This window comes from Flavobacterium anhuiense, assembly GCF_050990855.1.
GTDB lineage: Bacteria > Bacteroidota > Bacteroidia > Flavobacteriales > Flavobacteriaceae > Flavobacterium > Flavobacterium anhuiense_C.
The window spans coordinates 4615557-4636871 of the sequence record NZ_CP158861.1 but is presented as its reverse complement, the minus strand read 5'-3'; the positions used below and the strand labels follow the sequence as shown (position 1 = coordinate 4636871).

The window sequence follows — 21315 nt, the reverse complement described above, 5'->3', positions numbered from 1 at the left end:
AAATGAAAATCTTTCAATCAAAATATTGGCTTTTTGTCCTTTTAATCGGATTTAAAAGTATCGCTCAGTTTTCGACTACAGTTCCGTTGAACAAAGATGTGGTTTCGGGAAAACTGAAAAACGGAATGAAGTATTATGTTCTTCATAACGAATGGCCTAAAGATCGTGTCTGTTTTTATTTTGCCCAAAATGTGGGCGCTATTTTAGAAAATGACGATCAAAACGGATTGGCGCATTTCTTAGAACATATGGCTTTTAACGGAACGCAGAACTTTGAAGGAAAAGGCATTATTGATATGCTGGAGAAAAAAGGAGTTAGTTTTGGAAAAGATATAAATGCTTACACTGCCCAAGATCAAACGGTTTACAATTTAAGTAATGTTCCTGCAAACGATTCAAAACTAATTGATTCTTGTCTTTTAGCCTTGCATGATTGGTCTGGTTTCCTTTCTTTAAAAGATGCGGAAATTGATGCCGAACGCGGTGTAATTCGCGAGGAATGGCGTACGAGAAGAAATTCAGATTTCAGGCTGCGTTTAGAAACAGATAAAGTTTTGTACAAAGATTCAAAGTACGCAAAACGTGATGTAATAGGCGATTTGAATTTGATTAATACTTTTGATTATCAGGTTTTAAGAGATTATTATAAAAAATGGTATCGTCCAGATTTACAAGCGGTTATTGTAGTAGGAGATATTGATCCAAAAGAAATTGAAAAGAAGATTATCGAAACATTTTCTTCAATAGAAATGCCTAAAAATGCTGCGGAACGTTATTATATTTCTGTTCCTAAAAACAAAGGAATTAATTATGTTCTAGCGAAAGATAAAGAGGCAAATGAAACCAATGTGGTTTTGTATTTCAAAAAGGATTTTGACAAAGTAAAAAGCAGCGAAACCATCAGAAGAGATTTAGTGAATAATTTGTGCACGGATATGATGAATAGACGTTATCAGGAATTTATTCAAAATAATGAAACTTCGGTTTTAGGAATTGGAACAGGAACTTCAGAAGTTTCGAGATTGACCAATTCGTATTATTTGTATGTGACGCCAAAAAACAATAAAACGCTTGATGGTTACAAAGAAATGATGGTTGAAACTGAAAGAGCTGTTCGTTATGGGTTCACGCAGAAAGAATTGGACCGTAACAAAGAAGCAGTTTTGAGTTCTTATGAAAATATGCTTCAAAATAAAGACAAGTTCGAAAACGATGCACTTTCAGAAGAATTGGTTAATTATTTCCTGAAGGCAGAACCGTTTGAAAGTATCGAAATACAATATGACAATGTAAAAAAGAGATTGGCTACAATTACATTAGCTGAAATTAATCAGGCGGTAAAAAAACTGCAGACGAAGGATAACGTTGTCATAGTGGTTACTGGACCAGATAAAAACGAAGCGGTTTATCCGTCAGAGGCAGATTATGTAAATGTAATGTTGGATGTAAAGAAAATGCCTCTTGAAAAATACAATGAAACGGATACCGATAAGCCTTTAATCGCATCAGATTTGAAAGGTTCTAAAGTGGTGAAAGAAACACCGATTGAAGGAATTGGTACTGCAAAGAGCTACATTTTAGCAAACGGTGCAAAAATTGTTGTATACCCAACGACTTTAGCTAAAGACGAAATTTTATTTTCAGGATTTAGTTTTGGAGGAAGTTCATTAATAAAAACAGAAGACATTCCGTCGGCTCAAATTGCAGTAAGTTTAGTAGAAAGTTCTGGTTTAGGCGCTTTTAAAAGCACCGATTTGAAAGATAAACTAAACGGAAAAATTGTGGATCTTAAACCGTACATCACAGAATTAACAGAAGGATTTAGAGGTTCAAGCAATCAAAAAGATTTCGAAACTTTATTGCAATTGTTGTATCTGTATTTTGAAGAACCAAGATTTGATAAAGAAGCTTACGCTAGAATGATTACAAGTTTTAGCAACTCATTAGAAAATACTTTAAATACCAATCCGAAAGTTTTTCAGGACACTATCTCTCAGTTAAATTACAATCATAACAAAAGAGTTCCGTTAGTAAATGACGAATTTCTGAAACGTTTGAGTTTTGAAAAAGCATCAGAACTTTACAAACAGAGAATTCAAAATGCAAGTGATTTTACTTTTGTATTTACTGGAAATCTTCCTGAGAATACATTAGCGTTAATTGAAAAATATATCGGGAGCATAGCATCAGATGCCAACAAAAAAGAAAGTTTTGTCGACAATAAATTGGATCCAGCACCTGGAATTGCAAAGCAGTTATTGGTTCGTGAAATGAATGTGCCAAAAGCAAGTGTTTATGTCCGATTTGTGAAGCAATTTCCATACAGTTATAAAAATGTATTTACGTCACATATTTTGGCTGAATTGCTGTCTAAAAAATATTTGGATTTAATTCGTGAAGAAGAGGGAGGAAGTTATGGCGTTCACGTGCAATCAGGAGTGAGCCGTTTGCCATCAGATGAATATTCAATGACAATCAATTTTGACAGTGATCCTGAGAAAGAAGAAAAACTGACAAAAATTGTTTACGAGCAAATCGACCGTATTCAAAAAGAGGCACCAAAAGAAGAGGATGTTCAATCGGTTAAAAATGCACTTTTAAAGGCCAGAGCAGAGAAGATTATGACCAACGGATTTTGGTTAGGAAGCCTTAATAACATGATTTTAAATAATGAGACTTTTAAGGATGATGTGATATACAAACAAACATTAAATTCTGTGACTACTGAAAATATAAAAACTTTTGCTAAAGAATTTTTCGCAAAGCCAAGTACCGTAGAAGTTATTATGAAATCGAAATCTGAAGCTGCGGCACCAAAATAGTAAACGAATTAAGGTTTTTCATTCGTTTTAATTTTAAGAAGTATTTGAATTAGTAAACTTGTACAACTACTTGAAAGACCTATAAAGAGCTGTTTTTGCCAACAGCTCTTTTTTGTTTTTGTAATGTTTTTGATATAAAAGTAGTTTCTAAATTTTATTCTTTGAGTTATTCTGTTTTAATTTGACAAAAACGATAAAATCTTAATTCGTTATTTAAGAATGCGGATCTTTAGATTATAATCAATTCAAATTTTAATAAGTCCTTTTAAGTAGTACATAGTTAATGATTTATACCAAAGAAAATTTCCCTGAAATAGCTTCTGAACGTCATCAGATTCTTACTGCTGTAACGTACGGATTGTTTGGACTTTTATTTGTGGCAATGCTTGTTTTATTAGTTGCACTTCCATTGAGCATTCAACTAGAACACAATAGCCAATTGTCTAAAAATGAGATGATCTTCAATGCCATCTATTTTCCTTTAGTACTTTGTGGAATTTGGGGGCTTTACAAAAATTACCAGCGTCATAGGCGAAAAAAGGTAATCTTGATTTATATTGATCGTGACGGTTTGCACCACCAACAATTTGATGGTACGATTAAAAGTGTTTTATACAAAGAACTGGGAAAAAGTACTGAACCGTATATAAATGATATCGATAGAAAAATAGGGACAAAATATTCGCCAAGTTATATTTTTGGTTTTAAAGATGGTGTGCGAGTTCCGATTCATTTTTCTACAGCCGAGAATGGACTGTCGTATATTCCGAAAAATAGAAATCAATTAATTGCTCATTTTCTGAAAGGTGCGGCTTTATTTTGCCCTCACTTAAAAGTTTCTCCTGCTGTTTATTCCGATTATTTTATTGATCCAAATACTTTAGAGTTCAATAAAAAAGCCCAAGGCATTACGTATTTTATAATTTTTATAATATTGATCGCCGTTCTTCTCGGAATCGATTTATTAACAAAATATACGATGGGCTTTTCTTTGTTGTTTTAAATAGCAAATATTCAAGGAAAGTTTAAATATTGCTTCTAAGCTTTTTCTTTTTTATTCTCGTTCAGATCATTTGCGGTAGGTGAGTAGTTTATTATATGATTCAAGAAGATATAAAATAGTTAAAAAAACAAACTTAGTTTTTGCAACAATACAGGTGTCAAGCGCGATGTTTATTGAGATTTTAGGCGGTATGCTTTTTAATGATATCTTTTTTTTGAAATTCTCACGCAGGGATATGCAATACTGTTTTATGCATTTTTTAATTAATTTTGGGATGTCTCTATAGATATTTTAACAATGATACCACGATTATTCCGATTGCTTTTTCTTTTTTCAATTACTATTTATTCTCAATCTGGCACAAAAGAGTTGATAGATAATTTAAATGCTGTGGATAGCCACGAAAAGAAAGCTGCATTATGCCAGAAAATTGCATTACAACTCCAAAATTCGGACTGGGAAAGGGCAGTGAAATACATTGAACTGGCAGAAATTGAGGCCAAAAAAACGGCAAAAGCTGAAGAGGCTCTCGCAGAAGTGTATATAACTTCTGGAAAGATATATGGTTCAAAAGATGTTCTCGATATTTCTTTACAATATTATTTAAAGGCTTATGATATTTATAAAGAAGAAAACAACAAAGAAGCAGCCGCAAAAGTAGAGAACAATCTGGCTATATTATATGCAAAAACTAATAATCAAGAAAAGGCTTTACAGTTTTTTCTGAGTGTTTATAAATATCAAAAAGCAAAGAAAAATGAAGTAGAACTCGTTAAAATCTTAAATAATATCGGGACTCTTTATTTGCAGAAAAATCCTGATTCTTCTTTGCATTACTATCAGAAAGCTAACTTGTTGATAAGTAGATTAAAAGATGATAAATTTACTGTTTATATCTATACCAATCTTGCCAGAGCTTATTTTTTGAAGAAAGACAAGATTAAAACAGCATTTTACTTTGAAAAGGCACTGCGTTTAACTGATTCTATTTCTGATAATTCTTTAAAATCATTTGTAAATGAATCATATGCCGAATACAATTTGGCAGAAAATAAATTCGAGAGTACTATTGCACATGCAAAATTGGCTTTAGAATTAAATAAAGACAAACTTTTTGGTTTTTCTAGCATGCGCTTAAATAAAATGCTCTATGAAGCTTATCTGAAGAAACTGGATTATAAAAATGCAGTGCACTATTTTCAGCAGTATAATAAAATAAGCGATAGCATTAATGTTGAACAGAAGGCCGTAAATCTGGAAAGAATTAAGCTGGAACAGGATTACAAGGTGAAAAATAAAATTAGAACTCTTGAAGAAGAAAAAACACGTTTTAGATATTATTTCGCGGGATTAATTTTGGTTGTGGGCATTCTGATTTTAATAATTCTTTTGATTAAATATCGAAATAAGAATATTAAAAATCAGCTTGAAAGAGAAAAATTAAAAGCAAAAGAACGGGAACTTAAACAAAGTCTTGAAGCCAAAAATATGGTTTTGGTAGGAAAAGCAATGTCAGAAATTCATCGTACAGATAATATCAACGAAATTTTGACTGATCTTAAAATGATCAAACTTAAAACAGCCAGTAAAGAATTGCAGCAGGCAATTGATATTGTTTTGAAACGATTAGAAAAAGATTTGAACACGGATATCTGGAAAGAATTTGAAATTAGTTTTGAGCAAGTGCATAAATCTTTCTTTGATAAACTTACTGTCGACTATCCTGAACTTACACCAAAAGAACGACGACTTTGTGCTCTTCTTTACTTGGATTTAACTACCAAAGAAATTTCGCAAATTACGGGGCAATCGTTTAAATCGATAGAAAATGCTCGAACCCGACTGCGTAAAAAGTTCGATTTGACCAACGAAAAAGTAAATCTTTCCACTTATTTGAACAGTTTTAAGGGAGACTTTATGTAAAAATATTTCAAATATAACTGTTTGATAATTATGGTTTTATTTTGAAATGAGTGTTTTTTTAGTGATGTATTTCTGCCTGAGAGTGTTTTTGCATTAGTCCTTTTTTTCTTTGCCTAATGGCATCAATTTATTTTTACCAAACTATTGCTATAAATACGTTTGATGAATCCGAAGAAAAAAGAAGAACCTTCTAAAAGTCTTGAAGAGCTTTTGGAAGAGACAAAAACAAAAAAGAGCGCACTCTTAAAAATTCTACAAAAAATAACAAAAGCAAGTTCTAAGAATCAACCGCCGAATTGATTCTAAGAACTTGCTTTTGTGGTTTTCTGCTAACCATTGTAGGATATACTATTAACTCAAGCAGTCTAATACTAATTTTAAACTTTAAAAAATGAACCAGATTTACTCTAAACCCAGGTATTTGTTTCTTTTGTTAGGTTTCTTGGTCTGTTCCGTTGGAATGGCTCAGTCACCTTTACCAAAAAACAAAACAGCAAATGCGCAGACGGCGGTACAAACGCCATATGCAACTCAAAAAAAGGATCAAGTTTCTCAGAAAACAACAGATCAAAATAGTAATCAAGACGATAACACAAATCTTCTTTTGAACCAAAATGCTGTAAATGGAACCGCACTTTCAGAAGAAGAAAGTAAAGCCATAACGAAAAAAGCAAATGAAAGCCAGAAGCTTTTTAATGGTCAGAATGCTTCAACAGCCAAAAACATTCAAACTGTAGATAGTACAAAAGTGAGGTCTTTTGCGAAATCTTCAAATCTGACAATTCGAAACGTATTTGAAGTTAAAAGAGCTGATTTTGAATTGGCTGCTACAGATAAAATGCAATTAAAATCGGTTTCAGATAAGCACGGCAGAAGTTTGGCAACGTATCAGCAATTGCATAATTCTGTTCCTGTGGAAGGGGCAATTTATAAAGTTAGAGAAAATAAGACCAAAATTGATGCTTTTGGTCATATCAGTAAAAAATTGCCTGCAAACAGTAATTATAAAGTAAATGCGTCGGCTGCTTTACAAAATGCGTTAAATACTGTTAATGCAAAACAATATGTTTGGCAAAACAAAAGATTGTCTTCTTTGGTTCATGAAAAGATCAGCACCAAACCAGAAGGCGAATTGGTTTATGTTGGACCAAATTTTTCTTCTGAATTGACAGAATATCATTTGGCTTGGAAATACGATATTTTCGCTACTAGTCCGCAATCTAGCCAGACTATTTATGTAGATGCCAATACGGGAAAAGTGATCTTAAAAATCGATTTGCAACGCGATGTTCATGTTGGGAATACAAGTGCTCGCAAAGAGAAAGGGAGTTTAGGACAAAATGAAGTTTTAAATGCTAATAAAATGGCTTATCAAAGTATTGGAAAAGGTAAAGCCCGTTATGCAGGAGATGTTACTTTTAATACTAAACAATATGCAGATGGTTATAGACTAGAAGCAGAGCAAAGCAAATTTAAAGTGCCTGTTTATACTATAAACATGAATCATGCAGATGAACCAACAGATGATGTTCTTACAGATTTTATTGATGAAGATAATAACTGGAATGATTTGTATAATAAAGATCATGATGAAGCTGCAATAGACATCCATTGGGGATTGTCAAAATCTGTTGATTATTATGCAGAAAAATTCAACCGAAACAGTGTTGATGATAAAGGAATGATCATGTTTGGTTTGGCGCATTTAGGAACCAAGGTTGAAAATGCTTCATGGACTGGAGGATGGACACAATTTGGCGATGGAGATAATGCTCCTTTTGTGAGTTTAGGAATTACAGGACACGAGCTGACACACGCGGTAACACAGTTTTCTGCAGGCTTAATTTATAAGGGAGAATCAGGCGCAATGAATGAATCTTTCAGTGATATATTTGGGGTTTCTATTGAATTTTATGCTGGTAAAGACAGCAAAAATGATATATGGATGCTAGGTGATGAATTGTATTCTCACGGAAGTTTAAGAAGCATGGCCGATCCTAAAACCCAAGGTCAGCCAGATACTTACGGAGGAACAAATTGGGCAGATCCTGCAAATACAGGATATGATAATGGTGGAGTTCACATCAATAGTGGTATTACTAATTATTGGTTTTATCTTTTAGTTGATGGTGGAGAGGGTGTAAATGACCTTAATAACAGCTACAGTGTAAAAGCTATTGGTTTGGCTAAAGCCGAAAAAATTGCTTACATAGCGCTTACAGAATATTTATCGCCGTCTTCAAATTTTTCAGACATGCGTCAGGCAACTTTAATGGCTACAGAAGATTTGTACGGTTTAGGTTCTGAAGAATACAAGCAAGTATCAAATGCTTGGTATGCAATTGGTGTAGGAGCTGCTTATTCGGACAGACAAATTTTATTGGTTTCTGTAGAAAATCCTTCATTGCCTTGTGAAGCATTAAAAGGAGATGAACCTTTTTATGTTACCCTAAAAAATACTGGTACTACAGTAATAAAAGCAAATGATGTTTTAAACTTCAAATTGAGAGCTATGGGTAGCGCTTTAGGAAGATTAGTTGTTTTTTATACTAATGATGGCAATGTGCCTTTTACTAAAGACTTGCAAGTTGGAGAAGAAACTACTTTAGCGATTAAGAATAATATACCCTATCAAGGTTCAGGTGCGGTAAATTACATTGAGGTGAAAATGGATATTAATCCTGTTACCGATTTTGGTCCAAAAGACGGATCTACTTTTGTTTCTCAAATTGTACTTAATGCTGCTCAGAAAGATTTTGATATCAAAGTAACGGGATTAAAAATGCCAGATTATACAGGTGACGCACTTACAGCAAATCATCAGTTGGCCATTACATTTTATAATTTAGGCTGTAAAGATATCCCAGCAGGTTCTCAGTTAAAAGTTGGATATGCTGATACTGCTGCGGGAAGTACAACGGTTTGGAAAGATGTTACTTTACAGACAGATTTTAAAGGAAAGTCAGAAATGACAATTGCTTTTGACCAAACAGTTGATTTGTCTGGACTAGGGCTTCATACTTACGAAGGATATGTGACATTTGCTCAAGATCCTGTTACAACAAATAACAGTATTTTAAACGCTTCTTACAGTGGTATTGTAACTCAATTGCCATATTCTGAAGGTTTTGAAAGAACACCAGGAGGTTGGAATACAAAAGCTTTAGATGGAACGCAAAAATTTGTTTTTCAGAATTATCCAGCCTCATTTAGAACCATTAAGTCACAATATATGTGGGGAATGGTAGATTTTAAATCAAGTGATAAAATGGGACTAAATTCTGATTTCGTATTAGAATCTCCAATTTTCGATTTTACAAATGTGGTTTCTCCTTATGTAGAGTTCGATTTGTATTATTTACTTCATAGAGGATATGATGGTTTAATTGTAGAATATTCGGAAGATAAAGGTAAAAACTGGAAAAAAATTGAGAATGTAAATTATCCAGAAACAGTACACGGTAACGAATTATTTGACGGGCCTTGGTTTACTGGTGTAAATACTGTTCTAAAAAAAGACCCGTATCAAATTCGTTTAAATGATCTTGCAGGAAAAAAAGTTGCAATTCGTTTTCATGTGAAATCAGACGATTATAATGATGGTTTTATTGGAGGATTTATAGATAACATTTTAGTAAGCAATGCTCCTTACGATTTAGAAATTCTTTCAACAAAATTAGATGCTGGCAGCTGTACTGTAGACAATACCAATGCTACTGTAAAAACGGTAATTACGAATAATTTTACGACTAGCAGCGAGGTGGTAAATGTTACCATAAAAATTCTTGACGCTGCAAAAAAAGAAGTTTTTTCAAAAACTGAAAAAGCCACATTGAACTTTACTAAGTTTAAAGATACTATTACTTATTCGATCCCAAATATCAATTTGCAAAGTGTAGGAGAACATACGATTTCGGTTTCTGTTTTTCCTGAAGACATGACTATTGATGCAAAACAGGCTAACAATTCTTATGTGTTTACATACGACAACTGGAACAATGAAGATGTAAATGTATCTGTTCTTCCTTATAAAATGGATTTTGAAGACGCCTCTAAATACAAAGGATGGAGAACTTCAGAAAACAAAGGCGCTGCCGGTTGGAAACATGGTCTTCGTGCCGATTTAGGATCTCCAGGATGGTTTATAGAAGACCATACCAAATTTATGGCGAGCAATGATGACAAATGCAATTGTGACTCTGCAAATGACATGCTGGTTTCTCCAGTATTTGATTTAAGCAATTATAAAGAAGCGCATTTATCATTTGATGGTTTTGGAGACGGACAACACCTTTCTGACGGTTACGTAAAAGTAAGTACAGATGGAGGAGCAACTTGGAAAGAGGTTTTTCATATGCCTTATTACAACGGCTGGTTTGGATATAATGTTGATTTGAGCGCTTATGCAGGAAAATCTTGTGTAATGGTTGCTTTTCAGCAAAATGACAACGGATTATTTGCTAATGGTTTTGCAGTAGATAATATCGAAATTACACCAACTAAAGATTATTTAAAGTTATCGAATTTAGTTGTGGCTGAAAAAGTTTATGAAGATGCGCCTTCGCATGAATTTTTTATAGACGCTAGAAATGATGGCTATAAAACACTTGAAAAGATTACCATCAAATATCAAATTTTTCAGAATGGAAACGCTATTGGCGAACCAATTTCATTAGAAAAAGTGGCAACTGTAAGACAAGGCGAAACACTTGCTTATAAAATTGAGAAACTTCCAAAATTAGAAGCTGGAAGCTATGAGATTAAAGTGCAGGCAGCTGCTGAAGGACAGGTAATTGCTGATTCTAAGACCTTAACGGCTACTTTTGAAGTTGTTGCAAATGCATTTGAGTTAACATCAGAGAATTTTACAAACCTGCCAAAGGGTTCTATATTCGGTTCAAGAGGTTTTGTTTCTAATCAGAGTGACGAGAATTACCCTTGGAGAGCACTTGCTACTCCAGACAACACTTATTTGACACTTCCGCTAAAAGACCGTAATGGTGATACTGATGGAAAACTATTATACAGTCAATTAGAAGGACCTTATTACTATGGGGAGTTAATTTCTCCTCTTTACAAATTGAATGCTAGTTCTACTATTTTAGAGTTTTACTATGCGTTGCAAAGTAATGTTAATGATGCTTTAATTGTTGATGTTAAAGAAGTTGGTGGCGAGTGGAACGAAACATGGAGAGCTACTAGCCAAGGAACTTATGTAGATACAGAATGGCAGAAAGCGGCAGTAAATATTACCAAATATGCAGGTAAATCGGTATTGTTCCGTTTTAGACATGCTAAATCTGCAGGATATTCCTATTTGGTATTAGACGACTTAAAAGTAAACAATGATTTAGTTTTAGACGTATCTGTTCAAATTTTATCTCCAAAAGATGTTTGTGGCAATAACCAAGTCAAAGTGAAGCTTACAAACGAAGGACAAACTCCAATTGCGGCAAACGCTATTCAATTAGATTTAAATTACATGAATACATCAGAAGAAATATCTGAAAATGTTGCCTCAGGAATTCCTGTTGGAGAAAGTATAGAATATACTTTTATAAAACAGCCTAAATTGGATGATTCTGGAGACTCGCACGTGTTTACTATCAATGCAGAATTGGAAAATGATGTTATAAAACAAAACAATACAGTTAAGAACTATGTCTATCAAAATGTAGCTTCAGATTTCAAAATATTTGATGCCCCAGTAATTCATGCTTATGCAGGAACTACATTATTTGTTACTGCAGAAACTAATTTCTTAGATAAAGAATTAGATGTTACGTCATATAAATGGAATACCGGTGATGCTACTGCGGATATTAATGTAAGTAAAGCTGGCGATTACACTGTAACAGCAAAGCTAAAAAATGGTTGTACTATTTCTGAAACAGTAAAAGTGGTCTTTGATACTTTCGAATCTGATTTGCCAAATGGTGATGTCTGCGGGCCAGAAGTAGTTTTAAATCCAGGTAAGTTCTCAGCTTATGAGTGGTTTGATGGTTCAACAGAACCGACTTTCACTACGACAGAAAGTGGAGAATATTATGTAACGGTTTACAACGAAAATGGACTAGGTAAAATTTTCAAGACGACTATTTCAATCTTGGAGAACAAAGTTCCAGAAATTCAGCAAGCAGGAGACAAAAAACTGACGGCTGTAACTGATGCCGTTTCGTACCAATGGTTTTTAAATGACAGACCAATTCCAAATGCGACTCAAAAAACAATTGTAACAGTTTGGGAAGGAAATTACAGTCTTCAGACCACAAATACCAATGGATGTAACAGTATGTCGGTACCATTTGATTCAAAAGGTCTTTTAATTGGAAAAATTACAAATCCTTTTAGAGTTTTCCCAAATCCAGCTATTGATCAAGTAAATATCTTCTTGGCAGAAAAAGCGGATGGCGAAGCTCAAATCAAAATTTACTCAATGGAAGGAAATGCAGTATGGAGCAAAACTTATGCAAATGTTCCGTCAATTATAAATGTGAATGAGCTAACAACTGGAGTTTACATTTTAGATTGTACAGTAGAGGGCAAAAAGTATACAGCTAAGATTATTAAGAAGTAACAAAATTAGAGATAGAAATGGTAACTCCGTTTTTGGAGTTACCATTCTTAAAAACAAAGAAATACTATGAAAAAATCAAAGCTAATTGTATGTGCATTATTAGTATGTGCAAGTGTAATGGCTCAAAAGGAAAAAATTAAGTTAGGAGTAAAAGCTGGGCTTAATGTTTCAAGTCTTACGGTTGATGAAAGTGAGTTGAAGTCAACAAATAAAACAGGATTTACAGCTGGTCTGATGGCTGAAATACCCCTTGCAAAGAATTTTTCAATTCAACCAGAATTGTTGTACAGTCAGCAGGGAATGAAATTTTCTTATTCCGACTCAGAAGTTGAAAATTCGCATTATACAAGCACTGTAAAATTGAATTATTTAAACATTCCGGTAATGTTGAAGTACTTTGTCGCAAAAGGTTTCAGTTTGCAGGCTGGGCCACAAATCGGAATATTGCTAAAAGCAAATAATGAGTATCGAGATAACTTTCTAGGTTACGACAACCACGAAAACATGAATTTATCAGATTACTCCAATGGAGTAGACGCATCTGTAAATTTCGGATTGGGCTATCAGTTTAGAAATAAATTCTATGCAGATCTTAGATACAATATGTCTTATACTGATGTTTTTAAAGATGCAACTGCAAATACCAATTACATTATAAACAGCGACATGAAAAATAGAGTTTTTCAAATAACAGTAGGTTATTTTTTTTAAATCGAGTTAGTAACATTCATGTCCTTTTTAAAACCACTCTTTTTAGAGTGGTTTTTTTTTGGAAAATGCAAGTATGCTAAAACAGTTAAGAATCTAACCTTCATAATTAATGAATTTTACTAAATCTACTCGGTAGGATTGGTTGTTTAGGGTAATACTGTTTTTTTAGGAATATAGCTATTCCTACTATTTTTCTAATAATGAATATTGATGTTGCATTTTACAATCTGCAACCAATTTCTTTAAAAAGATAAAATCAGCAATCGTATTTTTACAATACATTCTGAATCGTATCAAATACGAAAGACGAGATAACAAAAAACAATTAAAACTAGGAATAAAAGAGTACGAAATCTATAAAAATAATGGTTTTGAAGTTTGGCTCTCGTAATTGGAATTTTCTTCAAACTGCTTTTTAGATAAGAAGAAGCTTTCATCAAAAAAAAGCAGTTTCTTTATTTCGCATTTAATGTTATGCATAGCGATTAGCAAAAGTGCTAAAATCCTCTCGATTAGAATTTGTTATTGAAATACTGTCAACCTATTAAAAGAAAACCATGAAGATCATTACTAAAGCATTTTTTGATGGAAAATTTATTAGCAAAGAAGAGGCGGCAACGACATACTCCAGCCGTTTTCCTGACACTTTGGAAATATCAAAAACTATTAATGAGCTGAAACGCAATCCAATTAGCAATTGGGGCTACATAATATTGATAAGTGAATACGGTATTTCAACAAGTACGATTACTGTTGATGACTTATCTATTGAGTATTAAGATATCTTGAGAAGATTACTCATATGACAGATGGAGCGCTGTAACTTTATTAAGCAAGCTGGATTCTGAGTTGTTGCCAAAAGCATCTTTTAGGCTATTTATATGGAAATAAAAATAATTGTATCGATCTAAATATGGAATATTATGAAGCATACTTTTAGCATAGGTGTTACCTTGCCCAGCCTATTCTTTATTGTAGGGATTTGTCTTATCTCTGCATTTTTTCCTACCTTGACAGAAGTTCTTTTGGAAACTGTTCAGCGCTTTATTTTTGTCAATCTAAACTGGATCTATATCTGGGTTGTGACCATTGTGGTTATTTTCCTGCTCGTACTAATGTTTACCAGATATGGTAATATCAGGCTGGGTAGAAATGATAGCAAACCAGAATATTCCTTTTTTTCTTGGATTTCGATGCTTTTTGCCGCAGGGATGGGAATAGGCCTGATGTACTTCAGCGTGTCTGAACCCATTTCACACTATTCCGATGCGGTTTTTCAAAGCACAGGGGAAATCAATAGAGCAAAGAATGCCCAGCTTTACACTTTTTTTCACTGGGGAATCCACGCTTGGTCCATTTATGCTATTGTAGGTTTATCCCTTTCTTATTTCTCTTACCGTTACCGTTTACCGCTTTCCCTTCGAAGCTGCTTGTATCCGATTCTTAAGGATAAAATTAATGGGAGATGGGGAAATGTGATCGATGTCTTTGCTCTTTGCAGCACCTTTTTCGGTATTACCACCACGTTAGGCTTCGGAGTGGTGCAGATCAATTCGGGATTGAAGATTCTGGGTTTTGTATCTGAAAACAGTTTCATATGGCAGATTGCTATCGTAGCGGTGCTGGTGTCGATTTCCATATTTTCTGCAGTCAGCGGCCTTGATAAAGGAGTGCGCATACTTAGCAATATCAATATTAGTGTAGCTATTGTCCTGCTGCTTTTCATACTTTTTGCAGGTCCCACCGTATTTATAATAGGAAGTTTTACCGAAGGAATTGGGAATTATCTCAGCAATTTTTTTACACTTACCTTTGGTACGCACGCATATGAACAGGATAGTCTTCCTTGGTTTTATAATTGGACCATACTCTATTGGGCATGGTGGATATCCTGGTCGCCTTATGTAGGGCTTTTTATCGCTAAAATCTCAAAAGGCCGCACCATACGCGAATTCATTGCCGCAGTGCTGGTGTTGCCTACAGCCTTTAACTTTATCTGGATGTCGGTTTTCGGCAACAGCGCTATATGGATCGACAAGAATACTGCGGCAGGGGCTTTAAGCGCGTTAGCAGGAAATCCTGATGTCCTCATGTTCCGTTTTTTGGACTATTTTCCTTTTTCGGGATTTGCCAGCTTGCTGGTAATCCTGATCATTATCGTTTTCTTTGTAACCTCGGCCGATTCGGGTATTTTCGTAATGAATGGAATAGCAACTCGAAACGCAAAATCATCGCCCAAATGGCAGTCTATTGGCTGGGGGGCTCTTCTGGCAGTGCTGGCGCTGATGCTGTTAAATGCAGGTGGACTCGAAGCGCTTCAGAACATAACGCTTATCACTGCATTGCCTTTTTCCGTTATCATGCTGCTTTTTATGGCTAGTCTGGTTAAGGCACTGACCATTGATTTGGAATATTACGAGCGTGAATTTTCAGTCTCTACAGTTCCTTGGTCAGGCGAATTCTGGAAAGACAGGCTCAAAGGTATCGTATCATCCGGAGATAGCGCGACGGTTTCGGATTTTATTGCTGGAGTGGTTAAACCGGCTTTTGCGGAGCTTAGGGAGGAATTTAAGGCTAATAATATTCAGGCAGAGCTACATGAGTTTGAGAATCCACGTCGGATTGAGATTGTAATTCGGTATGGTATGGTGAATAATTTTATTTACGGAGTTAGAGTTCAGTCCCGCTCCGTGTCCGATTATGTAGTTAGCGAAGAAAATTTGCCAGATTATGCGGCAAGCGATAATTTCTATCCCGAGTCTTATTTCGGGGATGCCCGTGAAGGGTATGACGTGAGGTTGTTTACCAAAAATGAGCTGATTAGCGATGTGCTGAAACACTTTGAGCGCTTTATTGAGATTGCCTCAGAAGATCGTAACGCTATGTTTATCAGTAGCGATGCGAACCAGAAGATGGTTTAGCCCAAGTAAACATTAGCGAATATATGCGAGGCTGGCTACAGTAGAAATCTTTAAATAGTGGTATTGAATTTTATCCTTAGCAAAAGACTAGGTCGACTTGATAAATGGGCGTTTCGGGCTAAAGAGATTTGGATGGTTTTGTTTGTAATTTACTGATATTTAGCTTTATATGTTTTATTTTGAAATTTTTGTTGAAAGTTTTTTTATTAAATTTGAGTGTAACATTAAAAACAGAAAAATATGAGAAAGATTATTCTATCAGTTTTTGCAGTATTATGTTTTGCAAGTGTTTTTGCACAAGCCAGAAAGGAGCTGAATTTTGGGCTTGTAGGCATCAATTATGAAATACCGGTTCACAGGGATATTACCATAGCCCCAGGAGTCGGGACCACGCTGGATCTTGACTGGCTTAATGCGGGAGTAAAGGGGAATTATTATTTCGACCATGTGTTTGGCATCACCGATGATGCTTGGGACGTATATGGAGGGGCAAATGTGGGCTATTCTTTCGATTTGAGGGACGATCATGACAATAATGGCCACGATGGAAGTGATTTTAATGTCGGCCTGCAGATAGGCGGCAGATGGTTTTGGAACGAGAAGTGGGGCGTTTATGTGGAGATTGGTGGCGGGAACGTTTCAGGATTTTCACCAGGAATCGGCTTGACATTGAAGTTGTAGTAAAGACTACAAAGCGATGGGAGGAAATTTTGGTTTAAACAAAAAGATTCTTGGCTTAATTCTTCCCTAAATATAAAGCAGACAATTTAAACAGCCGGACGGCTGTTTTTTTTTATTATTGAAAAAATAGACCGGATGTCTTTAGTTTGATTTTAGTAAGGAGCTAGTTGGGAGCTAGTTGGGAGTGGTGGAGGAATTTAATTGAATGGACAATTATTTGCGCTCGAAATTTATTGGAACTAAAACAAAAAATAGCCGTGCTGGGACTCCGTGCAACTATCGATTGAATTTAAAAGTTTTGCAATCTTATTTAGACGCTAGTTTTCTTCTATATTTTTTCTTTTTTTGCCCATAACAACTATTCCATGTGGAGTATGTTTCACAGTTTCAAATATGCGCTCTCTGTTAACTATCTTGCTTCGTACATAATTCGGCGCACGTCTGAGCATTACATAAAACTGATCTATTGCGTCTCCCTTAAAAAAAGGTCGTGATTGCCCTGCCTTAAAACATTGTCGTAGATATTTGAAAAGTCTCTTTCGAAAGATAGGAAGTAAAATTTAGTTTTTTCGAACTTAAGCTTTTTTAGTATTTCTGAATTTCAAGTCTTAAAAAAAACGAAAAAGCATATATATTACGCCCAAAAAAAAATGTCGTTTTTTAAAAGATTTAAAAACTGCAATAAAACAAAAAGCCTGCGAATCTTACGATTTGCAGGCTTTACCCTTTTGGTGGGGAGAGCAGGATTCGAACCTGCGAAGTTCACACAGCAGATTTACAGTCTGCCCTCGTTGGCCGCTTGAGTATCTCCCCGATCTCAGCTTGTTGTGCTTTGTTGTTCTTAGCGGTGGCAAAGATAGGAACTCTTTCAACATTTCCAAACAAAAAAATGACTTAATTTTAAGTTATTTTAAAGTTATTTTTTAATCCGTTGGAATTGAATAAAATAAAAAACAGTTATTTTGAACTTTTTTTCGATTTATTTTAAAAAGTAAGAATATATTTATAAGTAGTTTGCTGGTTTTACTTCCGATTTATTTTTTAAATAAAGTTGTCAGGTACTGCTTTTATTGATGTATTAAATAAAATTCGTTGAAAAAATGTTTTAGATGATATTGTTTTGCAATGTGCTTTTCTAAATTCCGAAATTAGTCCAACTTAATTTATCTTTTCAAAATCTCTTTTAAGCCAAGTTTTTATTTCTTTATGCGTTAAATTTTATTCCGATATGGTGTAAAACAAAAAAAATCTCCACTAGGGAGATTTTTTGTTTATTTTAAAGAAGGATTACTTTGCTAGCAATTCTTTGATTCTTGCTTTTAATTCATCACCTCTTAAATCTTGTGCTACCACTTTTCCTGATGCATCTAGAATAAAAGTTGCAGGAATAGATTCAACATTATATTGTTTTGCAATTGGTTCGTCCCAAAATTTCAAGTTGGAAACATGAGTCCAAGTTAAACCATCTTTTGCAATAGCTTCTTTCCATTTTGCAGCGTCTTTATCTAAAGATACTCCAATGATGTTTAAGCCTTTTGAGTGAAACTCTTTATATAGAGCCACAACATGTGGGTTTTCTTGTCGGCATGGTCCGCACCATGAAGCCCAGAAATCTACAATAGTTACTTTACCTAAACTTTCTTTAAGCGAAACTACTTTTCCTTCTGGATTTGGAGCTGAAAAATCGGCTCTTCATTTAGGGCTACCTACCGCTGGAGCTGTAGCACCAACAGATGGCATTTTTGCTTGACCAAATCTAGTTTTGATTTCTTTTCCAGGAGCAGTATTTTTTAAAGACTCATCTAAACCATTATAAAGTCCTTCTAATTTTTTCATGTCAGCTGTTGGGTCATTCAATAAACTTTGAATAATTAAAGCTGTAATGAAAGATTTTGGGTGATTTTCAGCATAAGCTAAATATTTCTTTTTGCTTCCTTCTTGAACTTCTTTTTGGATTTCCATGTATTGTTTCATCAAGCTATTGATAGTTGCTGTATCTTGGGCTTGTTGAGCTTGTTTCATTTTATCGTTATTCTTTTTTTGGAAGTCCATTAAACTCTTTGAAGTTTTGTTCATGTCTTCCATGAAAGTTACATACTCATCATTGTTATAAGTTCCAGAGATTTTAGATTTGTGGATACTATCTTTATCAATAGCAATTTTAATTTCTCCGGTTTCTAGAATAAATGGGATTGGTCCGTTAGCACCTTGTAATATTAATGTATGGAAAGCTGGTTCAGTAACTTTTCCTTTAATTTCAAATTTTCCGTTTTCAACTTTTACTGTATCAAGAGAAACTGGCATCCTTGTAGCAGGGTCTTGACCTTGCAAAATAATAGTTTTTCCATTTTCAATTCCTGTAGCCGTACCAGTAATAAGGTATTCTCCATCTTTAACTTTGCTGCAAGAAATGATAGCTGCAGAAGCTGTAAGTACAAAAAGTATTTTTTTCATTATAAAAAATTAATTAGTTAATTGATTTGTGCAACAAAAGTATCTAAAATTATAAAACATACAGAATTTTGCAACCTAAAATTTTGTTATAGTTTTTTTTAAACTAAAATGCCTAAAATCAGCGTGTTTGTTGGCTTGATTTGATTGAAAACTCTTAATATGAAAGTTATTTGAATAGTCTGTACACAATTATTTGAATTTTAGACATAAAAAAAGCACTCGTTTGATAGAGTGCTTTTTTGTAAAATATAGTAGTATAAAACTATTCTTGATTTGTTTTCTTTCTCCAAGTAAAAGAGTTTAAGATATGTCTTTTAGCAAATCTTGCTGGAGAATCTGCATTTACCATTTTTACGTAAGTTGCTTTTGGAACACTGATGTATTCGTAAACACTTCCGTTAGAAAAATCAATAATTAAACGACCTTCAACAAATTTATAATCTGTGATAGAACAAGTTGAAATTGTCTCTGTATACTCAGGTAAGTTTAATTTGATAGTATCAGGGTGAATACTCACTAAAAAGTGGTAAGCTTCGATAATCGTTTTACTTTTTTCTTCTGCTTCTTTTAAACCAGCTTCATTTCCCACAAATTTATCAGGATGAGATTCTTTCATCGCATTACGATAAATTGTCTTTAAATCTTTTAACTCTGCAGTTTTTTCTACGTTTAGTAACTTGCGGTATTCAACTATTTTTTTCATAAATAAAAGGTAACTACTTGTCTATTAGTTTGAAATCGTTTTGTTTTAGTTCAAATCGACAAATTTTTTGCAAAGGTACACTTTTTTTTAACTTTTTGGTTTTGATGCAAAAAATATTAGGGAAAGTTGGTTTATTAAAATGTTAACTGAGATATACTAGAATTATTGACCTAATAATTTAACCGCAAAGATCGCAAAGATTTTACGCAAAGTTCGCAAAGTTTTTTTAAGATCATTAAAATGAAAAGTTCGCGAAGCTATGTGTAGACACAGCTTTGCGAACTTAATATTTAGATCTTCTTTAGAAATATCTTAGCGAACTTTGCGTAAAATCTTTGCGGCTTTTGCGGTTAAAAAAAGAACGTCCCAACAAGCAACTTGAAACAAGAAAAACATGAAACATGAAACAAAATTATTCCGGTTTATGATTCGCTTTATCGAAGTTTCTAGATTTTTTTGGATACTGTTTATAACTCATGTCGCTTGGATTTTCAATAACAGACTTTATTGTAATCCAATCGCCTTCCTTAAATTTGGCTTGAACCATTTTATAGTCTAAAAGATATTCTCCACAGAAATAATTATTATTTTCATCTTTTTCGATAATGCCAGTAAAAACTCCTTTTTGGGGCATTTTTTGTTCTAAATCTTTAGACATGATTTTGTTGTTTTGAATTAAAGGAGCAAAGGTAAGCAATTAATGTTTTAGGGAGTTCACTGTAATCTGAGTATATTTGCATATGCAAAAAAACTTTAAACCCCATCCTAATTCTTTTAAAAATACGTTTTGTGCTTTTAATGAAGTACTTCCAGATTCAATTCAGGGATTGAAAAAGCAATTTGAAAGCAAAGCAGGAAGTGCGTATTATTATACTCAAGAAGGAATGTATCGCGTTTCAAATCATTGGGGAAGGTTGGCGAATAGCAAATGGCGTTTAATTGCCAGAAATCCAGAAACGGAATCAAAAACTAAAATTGGTTTTGCAAAATGGACGGAGTTTTATCCAGATAATGCCGAAGAAAAACTGTATTATATAAAAGCTGATTTTGATAATAATTTGGCCAATTACGAACACAAGAATAATCCAGAATATGACGGAAAAGCAGTTTTAAGAACAAGTTTTGAAACCACAAAAAGATTAAAACAAGTTCGAAACCTGCAGCAACTGACTTCTTGGGCAAAGCATTTTGATTATGATGACATTGATGAATTGCGAAAACAAATTATAAACGAATTGATTTTCACGGAAAAAACGTTAGAACAAATTAAAAGAGAGGTGTAATGGGAAGAAATAACGAAAGAAACATCAAAAAGCACAACGATAAATTGCATAAAGCCCAAGCGAAAGCCAAACAAGCTGAAATTTCACGCAAAGAAAAGTTGAAGGAAATAATGAAGAAATTCAACGAAAGTAAAAACGAAGAGTAGAATATTTGTTTCAGGTTTCAAGTTTAAAGTTGCAAGTTAACGCAACAAACCTGAAACTTGAAACTTGAAACCTGAAACAAAAACAACAAAA

Annotated in this window: 13 protein-coding genes, 1 tRNA gene and 1 pseudogene; 10 read left to right on the top strand and 5 right to left on the bottom strand. The window is 34.0% G+C overall.

Features of this window, described 5'->3' with window-relative positions; all coding sequences use genetic code 11:
- Window positions 1-2 precede the first annotated feature (2 nt).
- From ABTV69_RS20045 to ABTV69_RS20010, 8 genes are all read left to right on the top strand, one after another.
- The gene (locus tag ABTV69_RS20045; protein WP_433831966.1) at window positions 3-2822 is read left to right on the top strand and encodes a M16 family metallopeptidase; all 2820 of its coding nucleotides are present in this window, start codon (window positions 3-5) and stop codon (window positions 2820-2822) included.
- A 283-nt stretch (window positions 2823-3105) separates the two neighbouring features.
- Window positions 3106-3825 (top strand): hypothetical protein, encoded by a 720-nt coding sequence (locus tag ABTV69_RS20040; protein WP_433831964.1) that lies wholly within the window; start codon window positions 3106-3108, stop codon window positions 3823-3825.
- A 297-nt stretch (window positions 3826-4122) separates the two neighbouring features.
- Window positions 4123-5748 carry a tetratricopeptide repeat protein gene (locus ABTV69_RS20035; RefSeq protein WP_433831962.1) on the top strand — a complete coding sequence of 542 codons (1626 nt, stop codon included), beginning with the start codon at window positions 4123-4125 and terminating at the stop codon, window positions 5746-5748.
- 391 nt (window positions 5749-6139) lie between these two features.
- Window positions 6140-12325 carry a M4 family metallopeptidase gene (locus ABTV69_RS20030; protein WP_433831960.1) on the top strand — a complete coding sequence of 2062 codons (6186 nt, stop codon included), beginning with the start codon at window positions 6140-6142 and terminating at the stop codon, window positions 12323-12325.
- A gap of 66 nt (window positions 12326-12391) precedes the next feature.
- Complete coding sequence (locus tag ABTV69_RS20025; RefSeq protein WP_433831958.1) at window positions 12392-13036, top strand: porin family protein; 645 nt, start codon at window positions 12392-12394, stop codon at window positions 13034-13036.
- 557 nt (window positions 13037-13593) lie between these two features.
- Window positions 13594-13815, top strand: a complete 222-nt coding sequence (locus ABTV69_RS20020; protein ID WP_433831956.1) for a hypothetical protein — start codon at window positions 13594-13596, stop codon at window positions 13813-13815.
- Between the two features lie 144 nt (window positions 13816-13959).
- Window positions 13960-15957 carry a BCCT family transporter gene (locus ABTV69_RS20015; RefSeq protein ID WP_433831954.1) on the top strand — a complete coding sequence of 666 codons (1998 nt, stop codon included), beginning with the start codon at window positions 13960-13962 and terminating at the stop codon, window positions 15955-15957.
- 240 nt (window positions 15958-16197) lie between these two features.
- On the top strand, window positions 16198-16638 hold the full coding sequence (locus tag ABTV69_RS20010) for a hypothetical protein (protein WP_433831952.1): 441 nt from the start codon (window positions 16198-16200) through the stop codon (window positions 16636-16638).
- 729 nt (window positions 16639-17367) lie between these two features.
- Here ABTV69_RS20010 and ABTV69_RS20005 read toward each other — a convergent pair.
- The 5 genes and pseudogenes from ABTV69_RS20005 to ABTV69_RS19985 form a co-directional block, all read right to left on the bottom strand.
- Window positions 17368-17451: transfer RNA gene (locus tag ABTV69_RS20005), tRNA-Tyr, on the bottom strand.
- Window positions 17452-17925: 474 nt separating this feature from the next.
- Window positions 17926-18312 (bottom strand): annotated as a pseudogene (locus ABTV69_RS20000) (TlpA family protein disulfide reductase); the annotation flags it as partial.
- A gap of 18 nt (window positions 18313-18330) precedes the next feature.
- Window positions 18331-19092: a DUF4369 domain-containing protein gene (locus tag ABTV69_RS19995; RefSeq protein WP_433831950.1), complete on the bottom strand. Its 762-nt coding sequence runs from the start codon at window positions 19090-19092 to the stop codon at window positions 18331-18333.
- A gap of 262 nt (window positions 19093-19354) precedes the next feature.
- Window positions 19355-19795, bottom strand: coding sequence for a KTSC domain-containing protein (locus tag ABTV69_RS19990; protein WP_095931645.1), 441 nt, complete (start codon window positions 19793-19795; stop codon window positions 19355-19357).
- Between the two features lie 412 nt (window positions 19796-20207).
- Window positions 20208-20453 (bottom strand): hypothetical protein, encoded by a 246-nt coding sequence (locus ABTV69_RS19985; RefSeq protein ID WP_433831948.1) that lies wholly within the window; start codon window positions 20451-20453, stop codon window positions 20208-20210.
- 82 nt (window positions 20454-20535) lie between these two features.
- Here ABTV69_RS19985 and ABTV69_RS19980 point away from each other — a divergent pair, with 82 nt between their 5' ends.
- Together ABTV69_RS19980 and ABTV69_RS19975 are read left to right on the top strand one after the other, a co-directional pair.
- Window positions 20536-21078, top strand: a complete 543-nt coding sequence (locus ABTV69_RS19980; protein WP_433831945.1) for a hypothetical protein — start codon at window positions 20536-20538, stop codon at window positions 21076-21078.
- Entirely contained in the window at window positions 21078-21224 is a 147-nt protein-coding gene (locus ABTV69_RS19975) for a hypothetical protein (protein WP_167330310.1), read from the top strand. The genes ABTV69_RS19980 and ABTV69_RS19975 overlap by 1 nt, the downstream gene beginning before the upstream one ends.
- Window positions 21225-21315: the final 91 nt, after the last annotated feature.